Source organism: Alphaproteobacteria bacterium (assembly GCA_024244705.1).
Taxonomy (GTDB): Bacteria; Pseudomonadota; Alphaproteobacteria; order JAAEOK01; family JAAEOK01; genus JAAEOK01.
This window is the reverse complement of the sequence record JAAEOK010000075.1, coordinates 70698-90058: the sequence shown is the minus strand read 5'-3', so window position 1 is coordinate 90058 and position 19361 is coordinate 70698. Positions and strand designations below refer to the sequence as shown.

The following is a 19361-nucleotide window of genomic DNA, read 5'->3' as shown; positions in this document are numbered from 1 at the left end:
GTCCTAAGTCTCCTTGCCTTTTTGATCAGACGCGATGGTGGTGCCCGGTGCCCGTCGAATGACCAGCTTGCCGGGAAATAGGCGGAGGTCGATTGCGATGATGCTCTTGTCGAAGAGGTCATCTTCACGAACCAGGGTCGCCAATCGGCGCCAAGCGGCGACGGCCTCGTGCTCGGGAAGGCTGACGCTGATCCCGTCGGCGAATTCAAGGTTCCAGCGTCGCCCGCCGACCCGGACCGCTGCCGCCACGCGGCGCGCCAGATCCGGTTCGGTGCCGAGCAGCCGTATCAGCCCGAGCGCGTGATCGGGTGCGTCCGGTCCGACGACCACCGGAAGATGGGAAAATCGCCGCGGCGGCTCGACGTCGATAACGCCACCCTCGGCATTGATCATCCTGATGCGGCGTTCGTGCTGCCAAATAGCCAACGGCAGATGTTCTTCGATCTGGACGCGGAGCTCGTTCGGCAGCCGCCGCTCGACGGTCGCCCGCGCGACCCACGGCAGCAATTCAATACGCTCCCGCGCCGCTTCGGGCTCGACGGCGAAAATCGGCGAACCGCGGCGGACGCCGAGCGCGGCCAAGGCCTCCGCCGATTCGGTTTCAACCCGTCCGCTGATGACGATATTCTCAACGCTGAGGCCGAAATCCGCCAGACGCTCGATCGCGGCGAATTGCAATCTGGCAGCGCCGTCTTCGATGACTCCGGACCGCCACAGCCAGACCGGGCCACAGATCATGATCGTACCGATCGCCAGGACGGCGGTCGCCTGGACGCCGTTGCGAAGCCCCCGGTTCGGCGGCCGCCGGCGCTCGCCCGGCGCAAGATTGTTGCGGCCTGTCAAACGTCGCATTGCGCGTTCTCCACCATCCAAGCGCACAAATCGGGAAACGATATGCCAATCGCCCGGGCCTGCTCGGGGACCAGCGACAGCGAGGTCATGCCCGGCTGGGTGTTGACCTCCAGACAAAGCAGTTGTCCCGGTTCGCCGCCGGTATCGTCGTAACGGAAGTCCGCCCGGCTGACGCCGCGGCAGCCCAACGCCCGGTGTGCGACCACTGCTAGGCGGCGGGCTTCCTCATGCACCTCGGCCGGGATCTGCGCCGGCACGATGTGGTCGGCTTTGCCGTCGGTGTATTTGGCGGTGTAGTCGTAGAAGCCCTCGCGGGGCTGGATTTCGGTGACTTCGAGGGCACGGTCGCCCATCACCGAGACCGTCAGCTCGCGGCCGGGGATGTAGGGCTCGACCAGCACGATATCGCCATAAACCCATTCCTCTTCGGTGAATGGGACCGCCTCGTCGGTTTCGGTAACGATGCGGACCAGGACGCTGGAGCCCTCGTCGACCGGCTTGACGACATAGGGACGATCGATCACGTCGCCGACCCACAATTCCGCCGCCGCATGAACCCCGCCCGGCGTGCAGGGCACGCCGGCCGCTTCGAGCACGATCTTGGCCATCGGCTTGTTCATCGCGACCGCCGAGGCGAGCAAACCGGAATGGGTGTAGGGAATGCCGACAATGTCGAGCAGCCCTTGGATGCAGCCGTCTTCACCCCAGCGCCCATGGAGCGCGTTGAAGATGGCGTCGGGCCTTGGCTCCAGGGCGGCCATGATCGCCGCTACGTCACGGGTGACGTCGACCGTGGTCGCTTCGTAGCCGGCCTCGAGCAGCGCGTCCGTGACCGCGGCACCGCTGGCCAGCGATACTTCGCGTTCGGCCGACCAGCCGCCCATCAAGACCACCACGCGCTTATTCATCGCCAACCTCACGGAGGCCGTGCGCGGGGGCGTCGCCGATGCGGCGAATCTCCCACTCCAGAACCACACCTGTGGCGGCCTTGACGCGGCGCCGAATTTCCTCGCCGAGGCCTTCCAAATCGGCCGCGGTCGCGCTGCCGGTGTTGATCAGGAAGTTGCAATGCTGTTCGGACACCCGAGCGCCGCCGCGGACAAGACCCCTGCAACCGGCCCGGTCGATCAGTTGCCAGGCCTTCTGTCGCGGCGGGTTCTTGAACGTGCTGCCGCCGGTGCGGCTGCGAATCGGTTGGCTGTCTTCGCGGGCGGCGCGAATCTCGGCCATGCGCGCGGCGATTTTTCGAGGGTCGTCGGCCGCGCCGCGGAACCGTGCGGAAACGAAGATCAGATCTTCCGCGACGGTCGTATGGCGATAGGAAAATCCCATATCCGCCGCGGTGGTCTTGGTCACGTTTCCATCGCGCCCAATCGCCTCCGCGTCGATCAACACGTCGGCGATTTCGCGGCCATAGGCGCCGGCGTTCATGCGCAGGGCGCCGCCCACCGAACCCGGAACCCCGGACAGGAACTCCAATCCGCCAAGCCCCGCCGCGGCGGCTTGGCGCGCGACATTGATATCCATGGCGCCGGCGCCGGCCACGACCGTATCGCCGTCGACCGAGATCGTCGCGAAACCCCGTGTCAGGCGAATAACGAGGCCAGCGACGCCGCCGTCGCGGATCAACAAGTTGGATGCCGCGCCGATGACGGTTATCGGGACGCCCGGCGGGACGCTCCGCAGCATCGCCGCCAGATCGTCGCGGTCGGCGGGTTCGAAGAGGACCTCCGCCGCGCCGCCGACGCGGAACCAGGCGTAGCGGTGAAGGGGTGCGTCGGCGATGAGCCGTCCGCGCGCCTTGGGCAGTCGATCGATCAGATGATCCGTGCGTGGCGCCGCCATCATCGACCCGTCCCCGTCTGTGGGGCTTCCGCCGCAAGCGCGGTCAGCTGCTCGGGCAGGGCGTTTGCCCATGTCGTGATACTGCCGGCGCCGAGACAAACGACGAGGTCGCCCGGCCGAGCTATGGCGTGAACCAGGCCGGCAAGGCCCGCCGGATCGTCGAGCGGTTCGACGCTGCGATGTCCATAACGCCGCAGACCTTCGACCAGGGCATCGCGGTCGGCGCCCTCGATCGGCTCTTCGCCGGCGCTATAGACGTCGGCGACGATAACCGCGTCGGCATCGTTGAAGCAGGTGCAGAATTCCTCGAACAGAGCGGCCAGCCGGGTAAATCGGTGCGGTTGGACGACGGCGATGACCTGGCCGTCGCCCGCCGCCGCGCGTGCCGCGCTGAGCACCGCGGCGATTTCGACCGGGTGATGACCATAATCGTCGATGATCGTGACGCCGCCGACGATGCCGACCCGCGTGAACCGGCGCTTGACGCCTTCGAACCCGGCGAGCCCGGTGCGAATGAGATCGTCGTCGATGCCCATTTCGATGCCGATGGCGACAGTGGCCAAGGCGTTGCGCACGTTGTGCTCGCCGAGCATCGGCAAGCGCAGGTCCTTGATCTGCCGGGCGCCGCCACCTGCGCGATCGGCGATGGTGACATCGAACCGCGACCCCGCAGCATCGAGCCCTATATCGGTGGCGCGGATATCAGCCTGTGGGCTGGTGCCATAGGTGATGATGCGCCGGTCCGAGACCCGAGGGATCATCGATTGAACTTCGGGATGGTCGATGCACAGCGTTGCGTAGCCATAGAACGGGATATTGCTGACGAAGGAATCGAAAGCGTCACGCAAGGCGTCGAACGAACCGTAGAAGTCCATGTGTTCGGGGTCGATGTTGGTAACTACCGCGATCACCGCCGGCAGCTTGACGAAGGTGCCGTCGGATTCGTCGGCCTCGACCACCATCCATTCGCCGTCGCCGAGCCGCGCATTCGTGCCGTAGGCGTTGATGATGCCGCCGTTGATGACGGTCGGATCGAGCCCAGCGGCATCGAGCAGGGCGGCGATCATCGAGGTCGTGGTTGTCTTGCCATGGGTGCCGCCAACCGCGATCGACGCCTTCAAACGCATCAATTCGGCCAGCATTTCCGCGCGTCGCACGACCGGGATATGCCGCGCCCGGGCCGCCGCCACTTCCGGGTTGTCCGCGCTCACGGCCGACGAAACGACGACGACTTCGGCATCGCCGAGATTTTCGGCGGCGTGACCGGTGGCGATCTCGATGCCCAGCGCGCGCAGGCGATTGACGTTGACGTTCGCCGCGATATCGCTGCCCTGAACGCGATAGCCGAGGTTGCGCAGGATCTCGGCAATCCCGCTCATGCCGATGCCGCCGATGCCGACGAAATGGAGCGTGCCGATTGTGAGGGGTAGTGTTCTCACGCGTGACCCTCCGTACGCCCGATGACGGAGATCACCAAGTCGGCCAAACGCGCGGCGGCGTCGCCGTGGCCGAGCGCGCGGGCCTTGGCCGCGGCCGAAGCGAGTTCGTCCGGACTGTCGAGCAGGGCGACCAAGCGCTGGGCGACAAAATCGGGGGTGAACTCCTCGTGGGCGGCGACCCAGGCGGCGCCGGCGGCCTCGAGAGCGGCGGCGTTCCACGTTTGGTGATCGTCCATCGCATGGGGGTAGGGGACGAGCAGGGCGGGGCGGCCGGCGGCGGTGATCTCGGAGACGGTCGACGCCCCGGCGCGAGATATGATCAGGTGCGCAACCGCCAAACGTTCGGGAACGTCGTCGAAGAACGTTGCCAGGACCGGGCTGACGCCGATCCGGTCATAGGCCGCGCGCACGCGGTCGAGATCCTCCGGCCGGCACTGCTGGTTGAGGTCGATCCGCTGCCGCAACTCTTCTGGCAGCTGTGCCAGCGCGGCCGGCAGCACGTCACTGAAGACGGTTGCACCCTGACTGCCGCCGAGGACGAGAATTCGGAGCTTGCCGTCGGCTTCCGGCGCCACATAGGGCGTCTCGCCGACATGACGGACGGCGGCGCGGACCGGATTTCCGGTGACGATGACCGAATCGTGCTGCTGCAGTTTCTTGGGCAGACCGACGACGTCGTCGAACGAGGCTGCGACCGCCGATGCCGCGCCGGCCCAAAGCCGATTGGCCCGGCCCAGGACCGCGTTCTGTTCGTGAATGACGATTGGCCGCTTCGTCAGCACCGCCGCCGTCAGGGCAGGGACCGAGGCATAGCCGCCGAATCCGACCACGGCCGATGGGGATAGCCGGCTCAACAAACCGTTGGCCTGAAAGGTGCCCCGCAACAAATGCCAGGCGGCGCTGACCTTCTTCGCCAGCGGGCCGGACGGCGACGCAGAGTCGATCTCGAAGGTCTCGACCGCGTTGGGCATGGCGTCGTAGCGCACGCCACGATCGTCGGAGAATAAAGCCAGGCGAAATCCGCGATCGATCAATTCGCCGGCCAGTGCCGCGGCCGGGAACATATGTCCGCCGGTGCCGCCGGAAGCCAGCACGACGGGCTTCGCCTGTGCGCCGCCGTTCATAGACTGTCACCGGTACCGGGCCGCCGGCGCGTCAGGGCCAGCACCATGCCCATGCCGAGCGCGAGGGCGAGGTAGGAAGAGCCGCCATAACTGATGAACGGCAGGGTCATGCCTTTGGTCGGGATCAGCTGCAGGGTCGACGCCATGTTGATGATCGCCTGCAGCCCGAACTGCACCAGCAAGCCGGTCGTCGCCAGGAGAACGAACAGGTTCGTCTCCTGAAGCATGCGGCCGAAGCCGCGTAGCAATACGACGGCAAACAGGGTGACGATGATCAGGCACGCGAGAAGGCCCAATTCCTCGCCGGCGACAGCGAAGATGAAATCGCTGTGCGCGTCGGGCAGCGCCTGCTTGACGGTGCCCTCGCCAGGGCCGCGCCCAAACAGGCCGCCATTGAGGAAAGCCTCATGGGCCAGTGTCAATTGATAGCGGTCGCCGGCCGTCGGATCGAGAAACGTATCGATGCGATTGGCGACGTGGTCGAAGCTGTGATAGGCCGCGATCAGAGCGAACACGCCGCCGGCGAAGAACAGGACAACCCAGAAGATCGGCATCCCGGCGAGGAAAAACTCGGCGAACCAGATCACCGAGATCAAGACCGCCATTCCCAGATCGGGCTGCATGATCAAAAGGGCGACGATCAGGAAGCACATCGCCGTCGCGATGATATTGCCGGGGAAGGTGTCGGACAGGTTCTGCTCGGCGAACATCCAGGCCGCGACCACGGCGAATGCGGGTTTGACGAACTCCGACGGCTGCATTGAAAAGCCGCCAATCGCGATCCATCGCTGTGCACCTTTGATCTCGGCGCCGACCACCAATGTCGACACCAGCAGCGCCAGGCTGACGAGAAACACGATGGCGGCAAGCCTGCGGATGGCACGCGGCGACAGCAGCGAGACGCCGATCAGTATGGCGAGCGCGAACGGCACCAACAGGAACTGGCGCTTGACGAAGTAAAACGTCGGCAGGTCGAGGCGTTCGGCGATCGCCGGGCTGGCGGCCATAACCAAGAGCGCGCCGAAGGCGACGAGCGCTGCCAGCGCGGCCAGCGTCCAACGGTCCACGGTCCACCACCATTGGCCCAACCGACTGGTATCGGTGCGCGGGACGACGATCGTCATGATGCCGTCCCCTGGCGCGCGGCAATGGCCTCTGCGCTGCGGCGGAAAGCCTCTCCGCGCGCTTCGAAATTGGCGAATTGGTCGAACGACGCGGCGGCCGGCGACAACAATACCACCGCGCCCGGGCGGCCATCGGACCGCGCCGCGCTGTAGGCATCGTCGACGGCGGCTGGCAGGGTTCCCGAAATCGTGTGGGCGACGCCGCCATCCAACTGGACGGCGAAATCGTCCGCGCATTCGCCGATCAAAAAGACGTGGGCGATGCGGTCGATGTGGCGTTTGAGGTCGGCGATGCCGCCGCTTTTGGCCCGGCCGCCGGCGATCCAATAGATATTGTCATAGCAAAGTAGTGCTTTTTCGGCCGCGTCGGCATTGGTCGCCTTGCTGTCGTTTATGAATGTGATGCCGTCGACGACAACGACCAATTCCTGCCGGTGCGGGAGGCCGGGGAAACTTATAAGACCATCCACGATGATGTTTGGGGCGATGCCGATGGCACGGCAGGCGGCATAGGCGGCAGCGGCATTTTGCCAATTGTGGGCACCGGGCAAGCCGTTCAAGTCGCGGAGGTCGGCGACTTCGGTGGGATTGGCGCCGCCGGTATCGGTCAATATGCCGTCCAGAACATAGACGCCGCCGGCGATCGGCTTGCCAACGGCGATCGGCACCACGTCGTTCGTGCGCCGCGCGCGCAGCTTGTCGTAGATCGAACGGGAGGCACCGTCGTCGACACCGACGATCGCGGTCTGGCCCCGACCTTGGCCGTTGAAGATGCGCGCCTTGGCGGCGACATATCCGTCCATGCCGCCGTGCCGGTCGAGATGGTCGGGCGTGATGTTCAGCAGTATGGCGACATCGAATACGACCGACGGAATACGTTCCAGCTGATACGAGGAAAGCTCCAGAACATAGCAATCGCCATCGCCGAGGGCGCGCATGGCTAACGCCGGTGGGCCGAGGTTGCCGCCGACTTCGATATTGCGGCCGTCCGCCTTGAGGATATGGCCGATCAGCGCCGTCGTCGTCGACTTGCCGTTGGTTCCGGTAACACCCACGTAGGCGGCCTTGGGCTGGCTGCGATACAACAGTTCGATATCGCAGATGACCGCGGCGCCGGCGTCACGCGCCGCGGCGGCGACCGGGTGGGGCGCCGGGTGCGTGTCGGCTATGCCGGGGCTCAAGACCAGCGTATCCGAGGGCCGCCAATCGACCTTCTGGAGGTCGCGCAATGGAACGCCGCGTCCCGCCGCCGCCTCGCGCTGTGACGTGGTATCGTCCCAAGCCGAAACGTCCGCCCCGCTCGCGATCAGTGATTCCGCCGCCGCCAGCCCCGACCGGCCGAGGCCCATGACGGCGATCGCGCGATCCCTGAAGCTGGCGACGTCGATCATCGGCTCACCTCAGCTTCAACGTTGCCAGCCCGGCCAGGGCCAGGATGGAGGCGATGATCCAGAACCGGATGACGATGGTCGGCTCGGCCCATCCCTTTTTTTCGAAATGGTGGTGCAGCGGCGCCATGCGGAAGACGCGCTTGCCGGTGAGCCTGAATGAAACCACCTGAACGATGACCGAAACCGTCTCGAGCACGAACAATCCGCCGATGATGGCGAGAACCAATTCGTGCTTGACGATGACGCTAATGGTGCCGAGGGCGCCGCCGAGCGACAACGATCCGGTGTCGCCCATGAAGACCATCGCCGGCGGCGCGTTGTACCACAGGAAGCCGAGGCCGGCGCCGGCCATGGCGCCGCAAAAGACGGCCAGCTCGCCGGCGCCGGGGATGTAGTGAATTTGGAGGTAGTTGGCGAACACGGTGTTGCCGCTGAGGTAGGCGATCAACGCCAGGCAGGTGGCGACGATCATCACCGGCACGATGGCGAGGCCGTCGAGGCCGTCGGTCAGGTTGACGGCGTTGGATGCGCCGACCATGACGAACACGGCGAAGGGGATGAAGAACCAGCCGAGGTTGACGACGACGTTCTTGAAGAACGGGACCGTGAGCACACCGGCCATCGGTTCGGCGCTGAGAAAGAGCACCAGCAAGGCGGCGAACGTCGCGATCGCGATTTCACACGAAAATTTGATCCTAGCGGGTACGCCCCGGCTGCTGCTTCGGGTTACCTTGAGATAGTCGTCGGCAAATCCGATCGCCCCGAAACCGACCGTCACCGTCAGCACGATCCAGACGAATGGATTGGTCAAATCCGCCCACAAAAGGGTCGACAGGGTGACGGCGAGAAGGATCAGGATCCCTCCCATCGTTGGAGTCCCGGCCTTGCGGATGATGTGATCCTCCGGGCCGTCCTCCCTGATCGGTTGGCCTTCGCGTTGTCGTGCACGCAGCCAGCGAATGACCAAAGGTCCGAGCGCAAAGCTGATGAGCATGGCCATGACAACGGCGCCGCCGGTTCGAAAGGTCAGGTATCGAAAAAGGTTGAAGACGCTAATTTGGTCGGCCAGTGGGGAGAGCAGGTTGAAGAGCATGGTCCGGCCTATCCCTATCGCCCATTGGCGATTCGGGCGCCGGGGCTGGCCAGGGCCGTGAGCGCGTCGACGACGATGTCCATCCGGCTGCCATGTGACCCTTTGACGATTATGACGTCGCCGCCGGCCAAGGAAGAGACGAGGTCGTCGACCAGCGCGCTGGAGTCCTTGGCGTAGCCGCCCTTCATGGCTTGCGGCAGGCTGCCGTAAAGGTGCGCCATTTCGGTCCCCGCCGCGAACACCAGGTCGACCTCGTTTTCGGTCAGCGATTCGGCGAGCGCAACGTGCAGACGCGCCGAATCCGAGCCAAGCTCGAGCATGTCGCCGAGTGCCGCGATCCGCCGTCCGCCGGCGCCGGGCTGGGTCGCGTTGAGCGTCGACAGGGCGGCGCGCATCGAGACCGGGCTGGCGTTGTAGCTGTCGTCGATCACCGTCACGGCGCCGCCGGCGACGGGAACGATGTGCCGGCGTCCGCGGCCGATACACGCCGTCAGATCACCGAGCGCCACCGCCGCCGCGCCGATATCCGCGCCGATCGCCTTTGCCGCCGCCAATACGGCCAAGCTGTTGAGCGCGTGATGACGGCCGGACAGACCGATGCGATAGCAGATCGCGCTGCCGTCGATGATCGCGGAAACCGCGGTCGAGGTCGGCTCGACGGTACAATCGACTAAACGGGCATCGGCTTCCGGATGGGCGCCAAAGCCAATCACCGTACGTACGCCGTGACTGCGGGCGACATCGTTGAGGTACGGGAAGAACGCGTTTTCGCGATTGAGGATGGCCACCCCGTCGGGCCTGATGCCTTCGAAAATCGCGCTTTTTTCCTCGGCCACATCGTGGATCGAATCGAACGCGGCGACGTGGACGGCGGCGACGGTAGTTATCACCGCGACGTTCGGCCGCACGAGCCGCGATAGAGCGCCGATCTCGCCCGGGCTGTTCATGCCGATTTCGAACACGCCGTAGGTCGCGTCAGCCGGCATGCGGGCGAGGGAGAGCGGCACGCCGATATGGTTGTTCAGGTTGCCGATGTTGGCGACGGTCGGCGCCTGCCGTTCCAGGCAGTGGCGCAGCGCTTCTTTGGTTCCGGTCTTGCCGACGCTGCCGGTGATGGCGGCGATGCGGGCGGTCGCCCGTTCGACCGAGGCGCGTCCGAGTGCGGTCAGCGCGACCAGCGTGTCGCCGACTTCGATAAGCGGCACATCGCAAGACATTCCGTCGGGAACTCGGTCGACGACCGCCGCCACGGCACCCTTGGCGACGGCATCGGCAATAAATGCGTGGCCATCGAAATTAGGTCCTCGGAGGGCCACGAACAGGTCGCCGGGGCGTAGCGAGCGGCTATCTATGGAGACGCCGGTCGCCGTCCATTCGCCCGCTACCGGGGCGCCGACAGCACCGGCGACATCAATTGCGGTCCACAATGGGGGAGCCGCGATCACGGCTCATCCTCAAGCGCAACCACAGCATCGCGCGCGACCGTCACGTCATCGAAAGGAATAACCCGGTTGCCGACCGTCTGGCCCTGCTCGTGACCCTTGCCGGCGATCAGAAGGGTATCGCCGGGCCTTAGTTCGGCGACGGCGCGGGCGATCGCACGGGCGCGGTCGCCGATCTCTTCGCAGCCGGGGCAGCCGGCGAGGACTTCGGCGCGGATGGCTGCCGGGTCTTCGGTTCTAGGATTGTCGTCGGTTACGAAAACCACGTCCGCGCTGCGGGCCGCGGCGGCGCCCATCGCGGGACGCTTGCCGCGATCGCGGTCGCCGCCGGCGCCGAAGACGCAGAACAGTCGCCCCCGGGTGTGGGGCCGCAGCGATTCCAGGACCGTTTGAAGGGCACCGGGCGTGTGCGCGTAATCGACGAAAATAGCCGCGCCACGGGGATGGCCGGTGACCGGCTCGAGCCGGCCGCGCACACCCTGAAGTTTCGCCAGCGCCGCGACGGCGGCATTCGGTTCGCCGCCTTCGGCGATGACGAGGCCGAGCGCGGCGAGGGCGTTCATCGCCTGGAAGGCGCCGGTCAACGGCAGCCGGATATGGTGGACCGCGCCATCGATCGCAATCGTCAGATCCTGGCCGCCCGGGTCCAGGTCTTGGCGAACGAGTCGCAGCTCCCGTCCCGCGCGGCCGTACTCGATAACGCCGTGGCCGTGGTCGCGGCACAGCGCGGCGAGGCTTTCGAACTCGGGCGCGTCCGCATTCAGAATCGCGGCGCCGCCGGGCGCCATGACCTCGCGGAACAGGCGCGCCTTGGCGGCCAGATAGGTCTCCATCGAGCCGTGATAGTCGAGATGATCGCGCGACAGGTTGGTGAACGCGGCGGTGGTGACGCGAACCCCGTCGATGCGGAATTGCTCCAATCCGTGGCTCGAGGCCTCGAAGGCGAGGTGGGTAACGCCCCGGTCGGCGAGCTTGGCAATCTCCTGGATCAAGGCCACTGGGTCGGGTGTGGTCAGGGAGAGGGTTTCGCAATAATGCGAGGCCTCAATACCAAGAGTGCCAAGGCTCGCCGCCGGGTAACCGAGATGCGCCCAAATCTGGCGCGTGAAACTGACGACCGAAGTCTTGCCGTTGGTGCCTGTGACGGCGGCGACGTGCTGCGGCTGCCGTCCATAGAAGGCCGCTACCATCAAGGCGAGGCGGCGGCGCGGGTTCAAATCGAGAAGGTGTGGAATTTCCTCCGGTAGAATTTCTTGCGGCGTATCGAGCGGCGCCAGAACCGCGGCCGCGCCGTGGGCGACGGCCTGGGCGATATAATCTCGACCGTCGGCATGCGATCCGGGAACGGCGGCGAAGAGAAAACCGGGCTCGACGCGGCGCGAATCCATGGTCAAACCATGGATTTCCGTGTTCTCCATCGCCGCCGTCGGTCGGTTTTCCATTCCACTCGCTTCCATCAATTCACTCAGCCGCACGGACCTTTCCTTTTGCCGCCGCCTGCTTGAATGCGGCCGACGTAGAGTTTTCCTGTGACGCCGCGATGTCGAAGGACCGCGGAATGTCGAGCATCGGCGCGACCCGCTCGATGACGCGGCCGACGATGGGCGCCGCCACCATCCCGCCGGTGGCGTAGCCATGTGTCTTCTCATTGCCCTTCGGCTCGTCGACCAGAACGACCACGACGTAGCGTGGATCGTTCATCGGGAATGCGCCGACAAAGGACGACAGCAACTTGTTGTGGACATAACCGCGATCGCCGATTTTCTCGGCGGTGCCGGTCTTGCCGCCGACCATCAGCCCGGGAACGTCCGCCCGTTTGCCGGTGCCGTGAGTGACCGCGAGCCGGAGCAACCACTGCATTGCCGCCGAGGTGCGTGGCGATATCACTTGGCGGCCGATGGGATGCTCGTCGCCCAGCCGCTTCAGCAATGTGGCGGGGCGGAGCACGCCTCCGTTGACCACCGCGGCGGTGGCGCTGGCGAGTTGCAGCGGGCTGATCGATATGCCGTGCCCGAAGGCGACCGTCGCGGTGTTGATCTCCCGCCATCGCGCCGGGGAAAGGGGATGTCCGGACTCGGGCAACTCGATCGAGGCCGGGCGCAACAAATCGAGGTCCTGGAGAAACCGGCGCTGACCGTCAATGCCGACGTCGAGCGCCATCTTGGCGGCACCGATGTTCGACGAATAGATGAAGATCTCGGGCACCGAAAGCCAACGGCGCTTCGGCTTGTAGTCGTCGATAGTAAAGCCGGCGAGGCGAATCGGCCGGGTGGCGTCATAGCCGCCGTCGAGAGCGACCACGCCGCTCTCCAACGCCATCGCGGTGGTGAATATCTTGAACGTTGACCCCATTTCGTAGACGCCGAGGGTGGCGCGATTGAAACGACCGGCGCGATCGCCGTCGGTCGGCGTATTGGCGTCGTAGTCGGGCAGCGAAGCCATCGCCAGGATTTCGCCGCTATGCACGTCGATGATGATGCCGGCGGCGCCGAGCGCCTTGAATTCGCCGATCGCGGCCTGGAGTTCGCGCCGCAGTGTGTGCTGAACGCGGGTGTCGATCGATAGCTGAACCGAAGCCGAGGTGCTGGTCAGGATGTCTTCGAAATAGCGTTCGACGCCACCGAGGCCCTTGTTGTCGACATCGGTGAGGCCCAAGACATGCGCGGCAAGCCGGCCCTGCGGATAGACCCTGCGCTCTTCGCGTTGGAAATAGAGGCCCGGAATGCCGAGACGATTGACCGCGTATTTTTGCTGCGGCGTAAGATGTCGGCGGATCCAAACGAAGCGGCGTTCGCTTTCGAGCCGCGCAACCAGTTCGCTTTCCGACAGCTCGGGCAAGACGCGGACCAGCCGCCGGGCAGCGTCGCGAGCATCGATGACCAGTTTCGGATCAGCATAAAGCGACGCCGTCGGGAGGCTGGTCGCCACGATCACGCCGTTGCGGTCGACGATGTCGGCGCGCTCCATGCGGTAGGTCTGATTGACCGGTGCCTGGGACAATCGCGGTTCGGCGCCGCCCTCGATCATCGCCATGTCGACGAGCCGCAAGCCGATGACGGTGAACGCGATGGCGAACATCAGCCCGCCCATCAACATCCGCGTCCGGCCTCGTTCGAGCACCAGCTTCGTGGCGCCGTCGAAACGGATGCGGCCGCCATCGTGTGCCGCGCTCGTCGGCGCTTGGGGGGCTGCTCGGCGCCGGAACATCACTGCGAACCTCTGCCGCCCGCGGCGAGGGTCGGCTTGATGCGCGGCGTCGGAATCGCGGCAACCGGCGCCACTTGTTGGTCGTTCGAAGTCAGGGCCGAAACTTGAACTTCGTGGCGCTGCGTCTCGGGCTCCAGATCCAAGTGGCGTTCGGCCAGATCCTGGAGCCGGCCAGGCCGATTCAAAAAGGCCCATTCCGCCTTGAGGACATGGATCGCCTCCTGATAGGCGATGATCTCGCCATTGCGCTTGGCAAGGTCTTCCTCCAGCGCGACCACGTCGTACTTGAGCTGGTACATCGAATATCCGGTCACCGCGGCGAGCGCGAACCAGATCAGGGTCGACCGCCGCATCATTGAGGGATCTCCTGCGGCCAGGCCGGCGCCGGGGTTCGCTCGGCGGCCCGTAACCGGGCCGAGCGGGCGCGCGGGTTGGCGCTGATTTCCGACGTTTCGGGGCGAATCGGTTTGCCGCCGAGGAGGCGGAAGGTGGCCTCGCGCCCGTTTGCGCCCTCTGGCAGATGGCGCGACGGCCGCGGCGCGCGGCCGCTGCGCAGCTTCAGAAAGTCCTTAACGGCGCGATCCTCCAGCGAGTGGAACGCGACGACGGCGAGACGGCCGCCGGCGGCCAACAGGGCCTCCGCCGCCTCGAGGCCGCGGCGCAACTCGCCCATCTCGTCGTTGACGTAGATGCGGAGCGCCTGAAACGTCCGTGTCGCCGGATGCAGGCCATCCTTGGCGCGCGGTACGGCGTGGGCGACGATTTCGGAAAGCTCGGCCGTGCGGGTGATCGGCCGGTTGCGCCGGGCCTCGCCGATGGCATGGGCAACCCGCCGCGAACGGCGTTCTTCGCCATACTTATAGATAATGTCCGCGAGTTCATTCTCGGCCATCGAGTTGACAACGTCGGCGGCGCTTGGCCCGTCCTGGGACATGCGCATATCCAGCGGGCCGTCGTGTTGAAACGAAAAGCCACGGTGTGCGTCGTCGAGTTGCGGCGAGGACAGGCCGAGATCGAGCGCGACGCCGGCGACGTCGCGTATATCGAGCAGTCGCGCCATGTCGCCGAAGCGACCCGCGACCAACTTAAGGCGATCGCCGAATTCTTCTTCCATCGCGGCCCCGCGCGCGATCGCGTCGGGGTCGCGGTCAATGGCCCAGACCCGGCAGTCGGCGGCGCCGAGGAAGGCGCGGCTATAACCGCCGCCACCGAAGGTGCCGTCAACGATGATGGCGCCGTCGCGGGGTTGCAGAAGGGCGACCACTTGGTCGATCATGACGGGCACGTGTCCGCCGCCCGAAATATTTCGCGCCGCCGCGGTCATTCGCCGTTCCCCCGCGGCCTTAGACTCAGCGTTGCACCCTGGGATTTGGCGCGCCCTCGCGCCGCCGCCAGACGCTGGTTGAACGCCTCCGGTTGCCAAATTTCGAAGGTTTCGCCGCGGCCGACAAACGCGGCCTGGTCGGTAATCTCGGCATGGTCGGCCAAATTCTGGGCTAGCAGGATGCGGCCATCGCCATCGAGCGAGAGCTGATGCGCGTCGGCGAAGATCGTCGCCGACAGGTCGTCCTGGGCGTCGGAAAAGAGATCGAGGTCGGTTACGCTGGTCGACAATCGCTCCATGAAATCCATGCCGCAGCCGATGATGGCCGAATCCTTATAGGATCGGAATGCGACGATTCCGTGGAAACTCTGGCCCTGGAGCGCGGCGCGAAAGCTGGCCGGAACGGACACGCGGCCCTTCCGATCCACTTTGTTGACATATGTCGACAGAAAAAGCGTCACCGATCTCCCCCAGACCATCCTTCGCCAACCCGAATACAGCGAAGGCCCGACGCCCCACCGGGCTCCCACCCGTTTTATATGGGACAATATGGGATATCATGGGGAAAACTGGGCGTCAATGGAAATGTAAAGTAAATATATGGTTAAAACCAAGGCTTTCCAGGTGCAATTTGAGAGCTTGATGTATTGCGACGGCATCAATACCGGGAATGCCAGAAGACTCGTCGCCGATTGCCCGATTTATTCTCCTTCATTCAAATGTTCTTGTTATGTTCTATTACAATAGATTAAGGAAGTTGGTGATTTGACCTTACTCCAAAGCTGAATTATCGAGACCAAACCTTTGTAAGGTAGCGATTTGGCCGTCGGTGGCGCGTGAGCGAATGGTGTCAAAGGCGGACCCCATCGGGGCGACGGCAATGACCGGCCGGGGCCGTCGACCGAGCCACGTCCGGTCGCCCAAGGCGTTGAAAAATAGGTCAGGTGGCCTGTAAGCCGGGTTCTGTCCCGGCGCCCCTCGCGGCGCGCCATGGATGGCCATTCATCTGGGACGTCCGTCTCCGGACGCCTCGCGCGACCGACCCGGGCGGCATCGCGGGAACGCGACTGCCGGCGAACCGGCGACCGCCCCTACTTGGTCTTGCTCCCGGTGGGGTTTACCGTGCCGCGCCCGTTACCGGCCGCGCGGTGCGCTCTTACCGCACCCTTTCACCCTTGCCGGCGCGCCCGGAGGCGGGCCGGCGGTTTGCTTTCTGTGGCACTTTCCCTAGGGTCGCCCCCGCCGGGTGTTACCCGGCACCGTGTTCCCGTGGAGCCCGGACTTTCCTCCCCCCGCCCGCGAACGAGCGAAGAGCGGCCATCCGGCCACCTGACCTTTTCCGTAGGTAGCGACTGGTGGGCTTGCCGTCAATCCATCATGCCGACCACGGCCCTCGCAAGGGCAGCCGTTTCACCGTCGATCTCGCCGTCGATCCGCCGTGGCCGGTAATGACGTTGAAACGCGACCACGCTGTCCGTCACGGTCTGCGCGCGGTCGCCACCACCCGACATGCAATAGCCAAACGCCGCGAGGTCGTCCGCCGCCGCGGCAAGATCGACTGCCGACGTGTCGACGTCCTGTGGCCAAACGCCGATGCCGGCGGCCGCGAGACCGGGCCAATCGAACATCTCTCCAGGGTCGAGCTTGCGCGACGGCGCGACGTCCGAGTGTCCGAGGACTCGCCATCGCGGGATCGGGTGGCGGGCGATGATTTCGCCGGCGAGATCGATGAGGGCCGCGATTTGCGCTTGCGGAAACGGACGGTAGCCGAATTCGTGGCCGGGATTGACCAACTCGATACCGATCGAGCGGCTGTTGATATCGGCTTCTCCCGCCCAACAGCTGCGGCCGGCGTGCCAGGCGCGCCGCTCTTCGGCAACCAGACGATAGACCGTCCCATCCTCGTCGATCATGTAGTGGGCACTGACCCCCGTTTCGGCATCGGTCAGCCGATCGAGGGCGTCGGCCGCCCGTTCCATTCCGGTGTAATGGAGCAACAGAATATCCACCGGGTTGCTTACCCGCGGCCCGTGGTTGGGTGACCAGCGGTCGATTTTTTTTGCCCCGGTTCGAGACATGCCGTCGTGCGCCGCCTGCGATTGTGTCCGGCCCGACGATAAACGGTCGCGGCGTTCGGCAATAGACCCGATCGACGTCGCGCCGCAAAGAGTTGAAATGGCCGCCGCCGACCTGTATTGCTGCGCCCATCCACACCGGTTCCGGCCCGTTCCAAACCTTTCCCGAATTGCCATGGCGCATAGATCGAAGCATTCCCGCTGGGCGCGACAGGCGGTGTCGCCGTCGCCCGTTAGCGTCTGCAACGCACCGTGACCGTGGAACTCGCCATCATCGTGCCGACCCTCAACGAGGTCGGCAACGTCCGGCCGCTGTTCGAACGCATCGGCCGCGCATTCGATAGCGACGCCTGGGAAATCGTCTATGTCGACGACGATTCGATCGACGGAACGGGCGATGAACTGCGACGGCTGGCGCGAGAGAATGACCGGGTCCGGGTGATCCACCGCATCGGCCGATCCGGATTGTCCTCGGCCTGCATCGAAGGCATCCTGGCAACCGAAACGCCCTTCGTTGCCGTCATCGACGCCGATCTCCAGCATGACGAGACCTTGTTGCCGACGATGTTGGAGGTGCTGAAGAGCGAGGATGTCGAGATCGTTGTTGGCAGCCGCTTCCTGGAAGGCGGCAGCGCCGAAGGGTTGTCGTCATCGACACGCGAGCGGATGAGCCTGCTGGCGCGCCGTATCAGCCGGATCGTGACGCGCATGCCGCTCACCGACCCGATGAGCGGCTTCTTCATGTTGCGGCGCGAACTGTTCGATGAGGCGGCCCACGGATTGACCGCGCGCGGCTACAAGATCCTGCTCGACATTCTCGCCACGGTGCGCCGCCCGGTGCCGGTGCGGGAACTGCCGTTCCACTTCCGCGCGCGCCATTCGGGCAAGAGCAAGCTCGACGTTCTGGTCTCGCTCGAATTCCTCATGCTGGTCCTCGACAAGCTGTTTCGCGGCTGGATCCCGGTCGGGTTCATGCTTTACGTAATGGTCGGGTTGGGCGGCCTCGCCGTGCATCTGACCTTGCTCGGCTTGCTGTTCCGGATCGGCGAGTTTCCGTTCATGTGGTCGCAGGCGATCGCCACCATCGTTGCGATGACCGTCAACTTTCACCTCAACAACATCATCACGTTCCGCGAACGACGGCTCGGCGGCTGGCTCGCGCTGCGCGGCCTGGCAACCTTCTACGCCGCGTGCAGCATCGGCGCCGTGATCAACGTGACCGTCGCTCAGTTTCTCTTCGATCGGGGTGTGATCTGGTTCCTCGCCGGGTTCAGCGGTGCCGTCGTCGGCGCGGTGTGGAACTACGGCATGAACGCCACCTTCACCTGGCGCAAGCGCTAGGAAGGGCTAGAGAATTTCAGTTTTTGATTGCATCGCTCCGATTCTAAATGGGGAGAGAGCGACGTGGCGGTCTCATTTCCGTCATCCCGGGCGCGGCGCAGCGCGAAGCGGTGCACCGCAGAACCGGGATCGATCCCGGATTAGCAAAGCAGCACTTCGTGCCGCATCGCATCCGGGACGACGAAGGGGCGAAGGTCGAATCAATCAAACGCTGATTGGACCTAGCGGTCGGGCTGCGCTTCCGGCGCGATCATGCGCGGGCGGCGGATGATGATGACCGCGACACCGGCCAATATCGCGGTACCGCCGACCAGGACCCGCCAGGTCAGGGCTTCGTCGAGCATGGTGACACCGGACAGCACGCCGAACAGCGGCACCAACAGGGTGAACGGCATGGTCTGGTTGACCTCGTAGCGCGGGATCAGGAAATACCACGCGCCATAGCCGACGATGGTGACCATCACCGCCATGTAGAGGATGGCCGCATAGGCCTGCCATGGGGCATCGACCAGCGCTATGGCCGCGCCGGGCTCGAAGGCCCACGAGGCGAGCAGAAGTTGGGGCGCGGTAAACAGCGACAGCCAGGCGTTGAGCTGGAAGCCGTCGATCGGGCCCATGCGCTTGATCACGATATTGCCGAACGCCCACATCAGCGATGCGGCGATGACCAGGCCAAGCGGCAGAAGGTTGCCGTCGAACCGCGGCTCTCCGGCCAGAACGACGACGCCGAGGATGGCGGCTGCCATGCCCAACAAACGTCGCCAGCCGAGATAATCCTTGAAGAAGAAGGCGGCGAGCAGAGCGGCGAAGGGGACCTGCATTTGGATGGCGATGGAGGCGACCGAAGCATCGATGCCGCGCAGGCCATAGAACATGAAGCCGAAATGGAGACTGCCCATGACCAGCGACAGCACGATGATCGATCCCCACTGGCCGCGGGGCCGGCCGACGAACGGCAGCAGCATCGCGGCGACCAGAGCGAAACGGGAACCGGTCAGCATCAATGGATCGAGATGCATCAACCCGATCTTCGCGATGACGAAATTCAATCCCCAAATCGCCATCACGGCGACCGCGAGCACGATGTGAACGGGGCGCATGGAG

Annotated in this window: 17 protein-coding genes and 1 other RNA gene; 1 reads left to right on the top strand and 17 read right to left on the bottom strand. The window is 65.0% G+C overall.

All coding sequences use genetic code 11. The features are described from left to right. Nucleotides 1-3 precede the first annotated feature (3 nt). The 16 genes from GY791_13285 to GY791_13210 form a co-directional block, all read right to left on the bottom strand. A complete protein-coding gene (locus GY791_13285; protein MCP4329398.1) occupies nucleotides 4-852 on the bottom strand; it encodes an FtsQ-type POTRA domain-containing protein in 849 nt (282 codons plus the stop codon). After that, on the bottom strand, nucleotides 840-1760 hold the full coding sequence (locus tag GY791_13280) for a D-alanine--D-alanine ligase (protein ID MCP4329397.1): 921 nt from the start codon (nucleotides 1758-1760) through the stop codon (nucleotides 840-842). The genes GY791_13285 and GY791_13280 overlap by 13 nt, the downstream gene beginning before the upstream one ends. Then, on the bottom strand, nucleotides 1753-2700 hold the full coding sequence (murB, locus tag GY791_13275) for a UDP-N-acetylmuramate dehydrogenase (GenBank protein MCP4329396.1): 948 nt from the start codon (nucleotides 2698-2700) through the stop codon (nucleotides 1753-1755). The genes GY791_13280 and murB overlap by 8 nt, the downstream gene beginning before the upstream one ends. Continuing rightward, the gene (locus GY791_13270) at nucleotides 2697-4136 is read right to left on the bottom strand and encodes a UDP-N-acetylmuramate--L-alanine ligase (protein ID MCP4329395.1); all 1440 of its coding nucleotides are present in this window, start codon (nucleotides 4134-4136) and stop codon (nucleotides 2697-2699) included. Before GY791_13270 ends, murB begins: the two co-directional genes overlap by 4 nt. Then, on the bottom strand, nucleotides 4133-5260 hold the full coding sequence (gene murG, locus GY791_13265; protein MCP4329394.1) for an undecaprenyldiphospho-muramoylpentapeptide beta-N-acetylglucosaminyltransferase: 1128 nt from the start codon (nucleotides 5258-5260) through the stop codon (nucleotides 4133-4135). Before murG ends, GY791_13270 begins: the two co-directional genes overlap by 4 nt. Then, nucleotides 5257-6384, bottom strand: coding sequence for a putative lipid II flippase FtsW (gene ftsW / locus GY791_13260; protein ID MCP4329393.1), 1128 nt, complete (start codon nucleotides 6382-6384; stop codon nucleotides 5257-5259). The genes murG and ftsW overlap by 4 nt, the downstream gene beginning before the upstream one ends. After that, nucleotides 6381-7775 (bottom strand): UDP-N-acetylmuramoyl-L-alanine--D-glutamate ligase, encoded by a 1395-nt coding sequence (locus tag GY791_13255; GenBank protein ID MCP4329392.1) that lies wholly within the window; start codon nucleotides 7773-7775, stop codon nucleotides 6381-6383. Before GY791_13255 ends, ftsW begins: the two co-directional genes overlap by 4 nt. A 4-nt stretch (nucleotides 7776-7779) precedes the next feature. Then, a complete protein-coding gene (locus GY791_13250) occupies nucleotides 7780-8868 on the bottom strand; it encodes a phospho-N-acetylmuramoyl-pentapeptide-transferase (GenBank protein MCP4329391.1) in 1089 nt (362 codons plus the stop codon). Between the two features lie 14 nt (nucleotides 8869-8882). After that, nucleotides 8883-10310: a UDP-N-acetylmuramoyl-tripeptide--D-alanyl-D-alanine ligase gene (gene murF, locus GY791_13245; GenBank protein ID MCP4329390.1), complete on the bottom strand. Its 1428-nt coding sequence runs from the start codon at nucleotides 10308-10310 to the stop codon at nucleotides 8883-8885. After that, nucleotides 10310-11767: a UDP-N-acetylmuramoyl-L-alanyl-D-glutamate--2,6-diaminopimelate ligase gene (locus GY791_13240; protein MCP4329389.1), complete on the bottom strand. Its 1458-nt coding sequence runs from the start codon at nucleotides 11765-11767 to the stop codon at nucleotides 10310-10312. The genes murF and GY791_13240 overlap by 1 nt, the downstream gene beginning before the upstream one ends. Nucleotides 11768-11771: 4 nt before the next feature. Beyond that, complete coding sequence (locus GY791_13235) at nucleotides 11772-13517, bottom strand: penicillin-binding protein 2 (protein MCP4329388.1); 1746 nt, start codon at nucleotides 13515-13517, stop codon at nucleotides 11772-11774. Beyond that, nucleotides 13517-13873 (bottom strand): hypothetical protein, encoded by a 357-nt coding sequence (locus GY791_13230; GenBank protein ID MCP4329387.1) that lies wholly within the window; start codon nucleotides 13871-13873, stop codon nucleotides 13517-13519. Before GY791_13230 ends, GY791_13235 begins: the two co-directional genes overlap by 1 nt. Next, nucleotides 13870-14841: a 16S rRNA (cytosine(1402)-N(4))-methyltransferase RsmH gene (gene rsmH / locus GY791_13225; GenBank protein MCP4329386.1), complete on the bottom strand. Its 972-nt coding sequence runs from the start codon at nucleotides 14839-14841 to the stop codon at nucleotides 13870-13872. Before rsmH ends, GY791_13230 begins: the two co-directional genes overlap by 4 nt. Next, nucleotides 14838-15302 carry a division/cell wall cluster transcriptional repressor MraZ gene (mraZ, locus tag GY791_13220; protein ID MCP4329385.1) on the bottom strand — a complete coding sequence of 155 codons (465 nt, stop codon included), beginning with the start codon at nucleotides 15300-15302 and terminating at the stop codon, nucleotides 14838-14840. Before mraZ ends, rsmH begins: the two co-directional genes overlap by 4 nt. Before the next feature lie 475 nt (nucleotides 15303-15777). Further along, an RNA gene (rnpB, locus tag GY791_13215) (RNase P RNA component class A) lies at nucleotides 15778-16174 on the bottom strand. 34 nt (nucleotides 16175-16208) lie between these two features. Continuing rightward, the gene (locus GY791_13210; GenBank protein MCP4329384.1) at nucleotides 16209-16919 is read right to left on the bottom strand and encodes an N-acetylmuramoyl-L-alanine amidase; all 711 of its coding nucleotides are present in this window, start codon (nucleotides 16917-16919) and stop codon (nucleotides 16209-16211) included. A 237-nt stretch (nucleotides 16920-17156) separates the two neighbouring features. Between GY791_13210 and GY791_13205 the strand changes: the two genes are divergently transcribed. Further along, on the top strand, nucleotides 17157-18257 hold the full coding sequence (locus GY791_13205; GenBank protein MCP4329383.1) for a glycosyltransferase family 2 protein: 1101 nt from the start codon (nucleotides 17157-17159) through the stop codon (nucleotides 18255-18257). 221 nt (nucleotides 18258-18478) lie between these two features. Here GY791_13205 and GY791_13200 read toward each other — a convergent pair whose 3' ends face one another. Next, nucleotides 18479-19357 (bottom strand): EamA family transporter, encoded by an 879-nt coding sequence (locus GY791_13200; protein ID MCP4329382.1) that lies wholly within the window; start codon nucleotides 19355-19357, stop codon nucleotides 18479-18481. Between the last annotated feature and the right edge of the window lie 4 nt (nucleotides 19358-19361).

Excerpts from the sequence above, each read along its gene's own strand:
- GY791_13285 (MCP4329398.1), bottom strand. The coding sequence starts at position 852 with ATGCGACGTTTGACAGGCCGCAACAATCTTGCGCCGGGCGAGCGCCGG.
- GY791_13280 (MCP4329397.1), bottom strand. The coding sequence starts at position 1,760 with ATGAATAAGCGCGTGGTGGTCTTGATGGGCGGCTGGTCGGCCGAACGC.
- murB (MCP4329396.1), bottom strand. The coding sequence starts at position 2,700 with ATGATGGCGGCGCCACGCACGGATCATCTGATCGATCGACTGCCCAAG.
- murG (MCP4329394.1), bottom strand. The coding sequence starts at position 5,260 with ATGAACGGCGGCGCACAGGCGAAGCCCGTCGTGCTGGCTTCCGGCGGC.
- ftsW (MCP4329393.1), bottom strand. The coding sequence starts at position 6,384 with ATGACGATCGTCGTCCCGCGCACCGATACCAGTCGGTTGGGCCAATGG.
- GY791_13255 (MCP4329392.1), bottom strand. The coding sequence starts at position 7,775 with ATGATCGACGTCGCCAGCTTCAGGGATCGCGCGATCGCCGTCATGGGC.
- GY791_13250 (MCP4329391.1), bottom strand. The coding sequence starts at position 8,868 with ATGCTCTTCAACCTGCTCTCCCCACTGGCCGACCAAATTAGCGTCTTC.
- GY791_13240 (MCP4329389.1), bottom strand. The coding sequence starts at position 11,767 with ATGGAAGCGAGTGGAATGGAAAACCGACCGACGGCGGCGATGGAGAAC.
- GY791_13235 (MCP4329388.1), bottom strand. The coding sequence starts at position 13,517 with ATGTTCCGGCGCCGAGCAGCCCCCCAAGCGCCGACGAGCGCGGCACAC.
- GY791_13230 (MCP4329387.1), bottom strand. The coding sequence starts at position 13,873 with ATGATGCGGCGGTCGACCCTGATCTGGTTCGCGCTCGCCGCGGTGACC.
- rsmH (MCP4329386.1), bottom strand. The coding sequence starts at position 14,841 with ATGACCGCGGCGGCGCGAAATATTTCGGGCGGCGGACACGTGCCCGTC.
- GY791_13210 (MCP4329384.1), bottom strand. The coding sequence starts at position 16,919 with ATGTCTCGAACCGGGGCAAAAAAAATCGACCGCTGGTCACCCAACCAC.
- GY791_13200 (MCP4329382.1), bottom strand. The coding sequence starts at position 19,357 with ATGCGCCCCGTTCACATCGTGCTCGCGGTCGCCGTGATGGCGATTTGG.